Below are 8,892 nucleotides of genomic sequence, written 5' to 3'. Positions count from 1 at the left end.
GTCGCCACCTCGACGATGGACGAGGCGGAACGCTTCAGCCATGTGGTGATGCTGGATCAGGGCCGCATCCTGGCCAGCGGCAGCCCGGCCGACCTGAAGGCGCAGAGCGGCACGGCGGCGCTGGAGCAGGCCTTCATCGCGCTGCTGCCCAGGGAGCGCCGCGGCGGACTGGATGGCGAGTCGGCCCTGCCGCCACGGCAGGAGGATGATACCGAGGAGGTGATCGTGGCGCATGGCCTGACCCGGCGCTTCGGCGATTTCACCGCGGTCGATCATGTTGAGCTCGATATCCATCGTGGCGAGATTTTTGGTTTCCTCGGCTCCAACGGTTGCGGCAAGACCACGACCATGAAGATGCTGACCGGTCTGCTGCCGGCGTCTGAAGGCGAAGGCTTCCTGTTCGGCCAGCCGGTTTCGGCCGGGGATTTTTCGCTCCGCCGCCGCATCGGCTACATGGCGCAGAGCTTTTCGCTTTATGGCGAGCTGACGGTGCGGCAGAACCTGATGCTGCATGCCGCGCTTTATGGCCTGGAGAATGCCAAGGCTATTGAGCGCAGCAAGGCGCTGGTGCGGCATTTCGATTTGAAAGAGCATCTGGATGCCGTGGCCGACACCCTGCCGATGGGCGTGCGCCAGCGCCTGTCGCTGGCCGTGGCCATCATCCACGATCCGGAAATCCTGATCCTCGACGAACCCACCTCGGGCGTCGATCCGGTGGCGCGCGAGGGCTTCTGGCGCGAATTGCTGCGTCTGGCGCGCGAGCAGGGCGTCACCATCTTCATCTCGACCCATTACATGACCGAGGCGACGCGCTGCGACCGCGTGGCCTTCATGCATGCCGGCCGGGTGATCGCCACCGGCGCGCCGACTGAATTGCAGGCGGCCCAGGGCGCGGCGACCCTGGAAGAAGCCTTCATCGCCTATATGGAGCTGGGCGGCCGCGCGGCCGAGCAGGACCTGCCGGCGATGACACCACAGGCGCCGGAAACCTCCGCGCCTGTCGCGACGCCGCGCGGCTGGTTCTCCGGCCGCCGCTTCCGCGCCTATGCCTGGCGCGAGAGCATCGAATTGCTGCGCGACCCGATCCGGCTGGCCTTCGCCCTGTTCGGCACCGTGATGCTGATGCTGATCTTCGGCTATGGCATCACCTTCGATGTCGACAATATCGGCTTCGCCGCCCTGGATCGCGACGGCACGCCGGAAAGCCGCGCCTATATCGAGGCCTATTCCGGTTCGTCCTATTTCCAGCGCCAGGGCGATGCCCCAGACGGCGACGGACTGCTGCAGCGGCTGCGTGGCAACAAGATCGCGCTGGGCATCGAGATTCCACCCGGCTTTGGCGCCGACCTGCGGCGCGGCCGCACGCCCGAGGTTTCGGTTTGGATCGATGGCGGCATGCCGTTCCGCGCCGAGACCATCGAAGGTTATGTCAGCGGCGCCCATAACAGTTTCCTGACCGAGCTGGCGCGCCAGCTTGGCCAGAGCGTGACCCAGCCGGCTAGCCTGGTGATGCGGTATCGCTACAATCAGGCTTTCCGCAGCATCGACGCCATGGTGCCGGCGCTGTTCGCCATGATGCTGATGCTGATCCCGGCCATTCTAGCCACATTGGGCGTGGTGTCGGAGCGCGAACGCGGCTCGATCACCAATCTCTACGTCACCCCGGTGCGCAAGCTGGAATTCCTGCTCGGCAAGCAGGCGCCCTATGTGGTGCTGGCCTATGTCAACGTGCTGTTGCTGACCGTCATGGCGGTCTTCGTGTTCGGCGTGCCGCTGAAAGGCAGCCTGTTCGGCCTGCTGCTGGGCGGCCTGCTGTACGTGCTGGCCAGCACCGGCATCGGCCTGCTCACCTCCTGCTTCACGCGCAGCCAGGTCGCCGCCCTGTTCGGCACCGCCGTGCTGACCATCATGCCCACCGTGCATTTCTCCGGCCTGATGCAGCCGGTCTCCACCCTGCAGGGCGGCGCGCGGCTGATCGGCTCGGTTTTTCCCGCCACCTATTTCCTGCGCACCAGCGTCGGCGCCTTCACCAAGGGGCTGGGACTGGTCGATTTGCTGCCCTTCATCGCCGCCACTGCCGCCTTCTGGCCGGTCTTCCTGGCGCTGGCCTGGCTGTTCCTGCGCAAGCAGGAGACCTGAGCATGCTCAGCCTGCGCAATATCTGGCAGCTCTGCGGCAAGGAAATCACCAGCCTGCTGCGTGACCGCGTGCTGTTCATCTTCATGATCTATGCCTGCACCCTGATGGTCTATGCCCAGGCCACCGGCACCTCGCATGATCTGGTGCGGGCGTCGCTTGGCGTCGTGGACGAGGACCACTCGGCGCTGTCGCAGCGCATTATCGACGGCTTCCTGCCGCCGCGGTTCCAGGCGCCGGTGATGGTGGCGCCGAACGAGGTCGACCGCGCCATGGACCACGCGCGCTTCACCTTCGTGCTGAACATCCCGCCGGATTTCCAGGCCGACGTGCTGGCCGGCCGCAGCCCGGAGATGCAGCTCCTGATCGACGCCACGGCGGTGATGCAGGCCGGCATCGGCGCCAATTACATCCAGTCCATCGTCAGCGACGAGACCGGCCGTTTCCTGCGCCGCGATGCCGCCGCCAGCGGCGACGCCGTCGAGCTGAAACTGCGCATCGCCTTCAACCAGACACTGGAATCGACCTGGTTCACCGGCGCCATGGCCCTGCTGCAGGTGATCAACATGCTGGCCATCCTGCTTACCGGGGCGGCGCTGATGCGCGAGCGCGAGCATGGCACGCTGGAGCACCTGCTGGTGATGCCGGTGCGCGCGAGTGAGATCATGCTGGCCAAGATCTTCGCCAATGGCGGCGTGATCCTGGGCATGTCGCTGCTGTCGCTTTATGTCGTGCTGCAGGGCATCCTCGGCCTGCGCATCGCCGGATCGCTGCCGCTGTTTTTCGCCGCCACCGCGATCTACCTGTTCTTCGCGGCCGCGCTTGGCATTTTCCTGGCGACCCTGGCGCGCTCGATGGCGCAGTTCGCTTTGCTGTTCATCCTGGTGCAGATGCCGATGTACATGCTGTCGGGCGCGCTCACCCCGCTGGAGGCGATGCCCGACTGGCTGCAGACCGCCGTTCAGCTGCTGCCGACCAAGCATTACGTGGCGCTGACCCAGGCGATCCTGTCGCGCGGCGCCGGGCTGGAAACCGTCTGGCCGGAATTGCTGGCGATCTTCGCCATGGGGGCGGCGGCGTTTGCCTTCAGCCTGGCGCGCTTCCGCAATTTCCTCAGCCAGCAGCAATAGCCGGCGCCGCAGTTCAGCCCAGCGCCAGCCAGTGCAGGCTGAACAGGCCGTCCTCGTCGGTCCAGGCGGCGGCTGGGCGGAAGCCGGCCTGCTCGGCCAGGCGGCGGAAGCCGCTCAGCGTGTATTTGTAGGAATTCTCGGTATGAATCGACTCGCCGGCGGCGAAGTCGTAGCGTCGGCCATCCACCTGCACGCTCTGCGCCGTCAGGCTGACCAGATGCATCTCGATGCGCTGCTGCGGCGGCTGGTAGAAGGCGTAATGGGCGAACTGGTCCAGCACAAAATCGCCGTTCAGTTCACGATTGATCCGTTGCAGCAGGTTGCGGTTGAAGGCCGCCGTCACCCCGGCGGCATCGTTATAGGCGGCATGCAGCAGGGCCGGGTCCTTCACCAGGTCGACGCCGATCAGCAGGCCGCTGCCGGCCGCGTCGTCCTCGCCCAGGATGCGGGCGGCCTGGCGCAGGAAGCACAGCGCCTCCTCGGGCGTGAAATTGCCGATCGTCGAGCCGGGGAAGAATCCGGCGCGGCCACGCGCCTGGGCATGGCGTTGCGGCAGCGCCAGGTCGGGCGCGGTGAAATCGCCGGCCACCGGGCGCACCTGCAGGCCGGGATAGTCGCGCGCCAGGGCGGCGGCGGCGTCTGACAGATGCGCCCCGGAAATGTCGATCGGCAGGAAACTGCGTGGCCGCTGCAGCGCATCCAGCAGCAGCCGGATTTTCTGCAGCGCGCCGGCGCCGAATTCGACCAGCTCGGCATCGGCGCCGATCAGCGCCGCCATTTCGGGCGCATGGCGCTGCAGCAGGCCAAGCTCGGTGCGGGTCGGGTAATATTCCGGCAATTCGCAGATCCGCTCGAACAGCTCCGAGCCGCGCCGGTCGTAGAAATATTTCGCCGGCAGGGATTTCATGGCGCCGGCGAGGCCGGCCTGCACATCGGCGGCGAAGGCGGCGCGGGCGGGATTGTGGCGCGCGCTGTCGCGGCGCTGGATGACGATATGGTTCATAGATCCTCCGCCAGGCGGATGCCGGAAAACTGCCAGCGTGCCGCCGGCGGGAAGAAATTGCGGTAGCTCGGCCGGATATGGCCATGCGGCGTGGCGCAGGAGCCGCCGCGCAGCACGATCTGGCTCACCATGAACTTGCCGTTATATTCGCCGATGGCGCCGGCGACCGGTTTGAAGCCCGGATAGGGCTCGTAGCTCGAGCGGGTCCATTCCCACACCTCGCCATAGCCACGCAGCCGGCTGGCCGGATCACCGCCATCATCATGCAAGGGGCGTGGATGCGGATGCAGGCGGTCGAGGAAACCGCCGGCATGCTCGGCGCGGCCGGACACGGCGGCATGTTCCCATTCCGCTTCGGTCGGCAGCCTTTTGCCGGCCCAGGCGGCATAGGCCGCCGCCTCGTAGAAGGAGACATGGCAGACCGGCTCGGCCGGATCGACGGCGCGACGGCCGGTCAGGGTGAAGACCTGCCAGCTTTCGTGATGCGGGTCATGCGTCCAGTAGAGTGGCGCCTGCCAGCCTTCGCGCTGCACCAGTGCCCAGCCGTCGGAAAGCCAGAAATCCGGCCGCGCATAACCGCCATCGGCCATGAAGGCGAGATACTCGCCGCAGGTGACCGGCCGCGTCGCCAGGCGATAGGGACTGAGCAGCGTAAGATGGCGCGGGCCTTCATTGTCGAAGGCAAAACCATGGCCGTCATGGCCGATCTCGACGATGCCGCCGGCGAAGTCGACGAAATCCAGCGCCGGCGATTCCTCGCGGCTGAAGCTCTGCGGCGGCTGGTAGGCCGGCGCGAAGGGATGTTTCGAGAAGGCATGCTTGATGTCAGTGAGCAGCAATTCCTGATGCTGCTGCTCATGCGCGAGACCCAGCGCCACCAGCGGGGCAAGCGTGGACAGTGCCGCCGCGTCGGCGCAGTCGAGCAGGTCGGTCATCGCGGCGTCGACGTAATGGCGATACTGCGTGACCGTGCTGGCCGTCGGCCGGCTCAGCAGGCCGCGTTCGGGTCGCGGATGGCGCGCGCCGACCGCCTCGTAATAGGAATTGAACAGGTAGTTGAAGTGTTCGTCGAACACGCAGTAGCCGGGCTTGTGCGGCTGCAGCACGAAGGTCTCGAAAAACCAGGTGACATGGGCGCGGTGCCATTTGGCCGGGCTGGCATCGGGCATCGACTGCAGCTGCTGGTCCTCGGGCGAAAGCGGCGCCGCCAGGGTCTCGGTGAGCTGGCGCACCGTCTGATAGCCGGCCAGCAGGGCCTCGCGGGCGGCCCTGTTGTGATCAGCCTGGCCACCGTCAGCCTGGCCACTGTCAGCCTGGCCATGATCAGCCGGGTCGTTGGCTGGCGCCGCGCCGGCGGCGGCATCGATGGTTATGGTTCCGTTCATCCGGACGGCACTCCCTGCGGTGCGGCAGCCGCTGACGGCAATACAGCAAATTCAACGGCTTGCTGCGGTACTGGTTCCTGGCTTTACGACTATATCCGCCGTGATCCTGGAAACCGGCGGCCTGCAATAGGGTACGGGCAGTCATGGGGCGGCCAAAACGACCGCTCTTTCTGGTTGTCCTTGTCAGATAGCCAACTTAACCCCGCTGGCAAGGCGAAAATGTGACCGACGCTACAAAACCGAACTTTACGGGATCAAAGAAGGAATAAAAGGGGTCTTTCAGAGCGGAGATGCCTTTCCGGCCGTATAACGGCACAGCGCCGTGACAGCGTCATGGCAGCATCGTCATGGCAGCACAGAGACGGGCGATGGCGTGGCGGGCCTGGCGGCCCAGCCCCTAGACCGCCCGCGTTGCCTTCATCGCCACCACCAGCTCGGCCGGCGCCGTCACCGGCAGGCCGCAGGTGGGACCAAGGCAGACATAGGCGGTGGCGGTGGCGTCGATCTGCGCCTTGCCATAGGCCGGATGGGTTTCCGGGATGCGCGCCAGCGGATCGATCACCTGGATCACGCGGTTGGGCGCCGAGACGCCGTAGGCGGCATCGATCAGCGCCTCGGTGGCGGCGTCGCCGCGCGTGCCGATGATCGCCACCTGCACCGCGTTGGCGAACAGGTCGAAGCCGTTCAGGAAGCTGCCCATCGGAAAGAAGTTGCGCGCCGCATCGGCGGAGAAGGCGTCCAGCAGGTTCTGCGCCCGCTCGCGCCAGGTCACGTCGCCGGTCAGGTACCACAGCCGGGCGAAGACGCCGACCAGCAGGCCGTTGCCCGCCGGCGTGGCGTTGTCGGCCGCGTGCCGCGTGCGCGCGACGAGGTTCTCGGCTTCTTTTGATGTCAGGAAATAGCCGCCATTCACCGCATCGGCGTAATCGGTTTCCACCGTCTCGGCCCAGGCCTGGGCCTGGCGCAGGTAATCCGGGCTGCCGGTCGCCTCATGCAGCGCCAGCGCCGCGCGCATCATCGCCGCGTAATCATCCAGCAGGCCGGGGAAGACCAGCGTGTCGTTGCGCCAGCTGTGGCCCAGCCTGGCTTCGCCCACGCCCATGGTGTTGACGATGAAGGCATAGGCGCGTTCGGCCGCGTCCAGCCAGGCGGGCTGGCCATATTGCCGCGCCAGATCGGCCAGGGTTGCGATCATCAGGCCGTTCCAGTCGGCCAGCACCTTGTCATCCCAGCCCGGCTTGATGCGCGTCTCGCGCGCCGCCAGCAGCGTCGCGCGGCAGGCAGCGAGTTTCGCTTCCGTGTCGGCGTCCTTCAGGTCGGGATCGAGCGAACGGCGCAGGATGGTCTTGCCTTCCCAGTTGCCGGCATCGGTCACGTCATAGGCAGCGCAGAACAGCGCGGTATCCTCGGGCCCCAGCAGGGCCTCGATCTCGGGCTTGCGCCAGACATAGAACCGACCTTCCTCGCCTTCGGAATCCGCGTCCTGCGTGGCGGCGAAGGCGCCATCTCTGGTCACCATCTCGCGCAGCAGCCAGCCGACGGTTTCCATCACGCGCTGACGCAGGATCGGGTCCTGCGTCTCGGCTTCCACCATCGCCATGTGGCTGAGCAGCTGCGCGTTGTCGTAAAGCATTTTCTCGAAATGCGGCGCCAGCCATTCCGTGTCGGTGGAATAACGCGCGAAGCCGCCGCCCAGATGGTCGTAGATGCCGCCCTGGGCCATGCGCGCGATCGTGGTGGTCACGGCTTTGGCGTAATCGGCCTCGCCGCTGCGCAGCCAGGCGCGCCACAGCAGGTCGAACAGGCCGGTCTGCGGGAATTTCGGCGCGCCGCCGATGCCGCCATGCTCGGGATCGACATGGGTGAGGATCTGCGCCGCCACCTGGTCGAGCACGTCGCTGCTCAGGTCCAGCCGGTCGCGCGATTGCGGCTTGGCCATGTTGCGCAGGCCGCCGACCAGCATCTTCACGTTCTGCGCCACCGATTGCGGCTTGTCGCGCCAGGCCTCGAACACCTTCTGCAGCACCTCGACGAAACCGGGCCGGCCGAAACGCGGCTCGGGCGGGAAGTACGTGCCGCCCCAGAAGGGCTCGCCCTTCGGCGTCAGGAACATGGTAAGCGGCCAGCCGCCCTGCTCGCCCAGGATATGCAGGGCGTTCATGTAGATGGTGTCGATATCGGGCCGTTCCTCGCGGTCGACCTTGATATTCACGTAAAGCTCGTTCATCACCGCGGCGATCTGCGGATTCTCAAAGCTTTCATGGGCCATCACATGGCACCAGTGGCAGGCGGCATAACCCACGCTGAGCAGGATCGGCTTGTTCTGCGCCTGGGCGGCGGCCAGCACCTGGGGGCTCCAGACCTGCCAGTGCACCGGGTTGTCCCGGTGCTGCTGCAGATAGGGCGAGGCCGCCTGGTCCAGGTTGTTGCGGGCCAGATTCGCGGCGTTGGTCCCTGACAAGGGGGCGGGGGCCATGCTAGGTATTTGTCCTGCTTCTCGTTTCGGCGTTTCAGACAAGTATGGTGCGACAATGAAGGTCACTGTCAATGTCGATTGCACTCCCGAGGAGGCCCGCCGCTTCCTTGGCCTGCCCGATGTGCAGCCGCTGCAGGCGGCGGTCATGCAGCAGATGCAGGACCGGATGGTCAATTCGCTCAACGCGATGGACCCGGAAGTGCTGCTGAAGACCTGGGCGCCGCTGGGCATGCAGAATCTGGAGCAGATCCAGAAATTCTTTTTCAGCCAGTTTCCCGGCGGCGGCGCCGGCGCTGGCGACAGCAAGAAGTAATCCGCCATGACCGTTTTGCCCGGCGATCCCAGGCCGTTCTACCGCGCGCATATCTTCGTCTGCACCAACGAGCGGCCGGAAAACCATCCGCGTGGTTCCTGCGCGCGCAAGGGCGCCGAGATGCTGCGCAACTACATGAAAAGCCGGGCCAAGGAACTGGGCCTGGGTCTGGAAGACGGCGTGCGGGTCAACAATGCCGGCTGCCTGGAGCGCTGCGAGCTGGGCCCGACCATCGTGATCTATCCCGATGGCGTGTGGTACCGCGCCGAGACCTTTGAGGATATCGACGAGATTCTCGACGTGCATGTGAGGCAGGGTGGCCGGGTGGCGCGGCTGATGCTGAAGCCCGAGGACGGCCCGGACCACAGCGCCAAGACGAAGTGATCGCGTCGCAGACCATCTATGCCCTCTCCACCGCGCCCGGCCGCGCCGGGGTGGCGGTGATCCGC

Annotated in this window: 7 protein-coding genes; 4 read left to right on the top strand and 3 right to left on the bottom strand. The window is 66.1% G+C overall.

Translation table 11 applies throughout. The features are described 5' to 3' along the window. The coding region (locus Q1J79_RS14120) for an ABC transporter permease (protein ID WP_300301497.1) at positions 1 to 2,139 on the top strand (2,139 nt) is incomplete at its 5' end. 2 nt (positions 2,140 to 2,141) lie between these two features. After that, positions 2,142 to 3,266, top strand: a complete 1,125-nt coding sequence (locus Q1J79_RS14115; RefSeq protein WP_300301494.1) for an ABC transporter permease — start codon at positions 2,142 to 2,144, stop codon at positions 3,264 to 3,266. A 13-nt stretch (positions 3,267 to 3,279) separates the two neighbouring features. On the opposite strand, the gene egtD is transcribed toward Q1J79_RS14115, so the two are convergent. From egtD to Q1J79_RS14100, 3 genes are all read right to left on the bottom strand, one after another. Further along, entirely contained in the window at positions 3,280 to 4,269 is a 990-nt protein-coding gene (gene egtD / locus Q1J79_RS14110) for an L-histidine N(alpha)-methyltransferase (protein WP_300301491.1), read from the bottom strand. After that, positions 4,266 to 5,654, bottom strand: a complete 1,389-nt coding sequence (gene egtB / locus Q1J79_RS14105; RefSeq protein WP_300301488.1) for an ergothioneine biosynthesis protein EgtB — start codon at positions 5,652 to 5,654, stop codon at positions 4,266 to 4,268. The genes egtD and egtB overlap by 4 nt, the downstream gene beginning before the upstream one ends. 397 nt (positions 5,655 to 6,051) lie before the next feature. Next, positions 6,052 to 8,130, bottom strand: coding sequence for a thioredoxin domain-containing protein (locus Q1J79_RS14100; protein WP_300301485.1), 2,079 nt, complete (start codon positions 8,128 to 8,130; stop codon positions 6,052 to 6,054). Positions 8,131 to 8,185: 55 nt separating this feature from the next. Between Q1J79_RS14100 and Q1J79_RS14095 the strand changes: the two genes are divergently transcribed. Together Q1J79_RS14095 and Q1J79_RS14090 are read left to right on the top strand one after the other, a co-directional pair. After that, positions 8,186 to 8,443 carry a DUF6489 family protein gene (locus Q1J79_RS14095; RefSeq protein WP_300301483.1) on the top strand — a complete coding sequence of 86 codons (258 nt, stop codon included), beginning with the start codon at positions 8,186 to 8,188 and terminating at the stop codon, positions 8,441 to 8,443. A 6-nt stretch (positions 8,444 to 8,449) separates the two neighbouring features. Further along, positions 8,450 to 8,827: a (2Fe-2S) ferredoxin domain-containing protein gene (locus tag Q1J79_RS14090; RefSeq protein WP_300301481.1), complete on the top strand. Its 378-nt coding sequence runs from the start codon at positions 8,450 to 8,452 to the stop codon at positions 8,825 to 8,827. Positions 8,828 to 8,892 lie beyond the last annotated feature (65 nt).

Origin of the sequence: Ferrovibrio sp. (genome assembly GCF_029255545.1) — a bacterium.
GTDB lineage: Bacteria > Pseudomonadota > Alphaproteobacteria > Ferrovibrionales > Ferrovibrionaceae > Ferrovibrio.
This window is presented reverse-complemented; position numbering and strand designations above follow the sequence as displayed.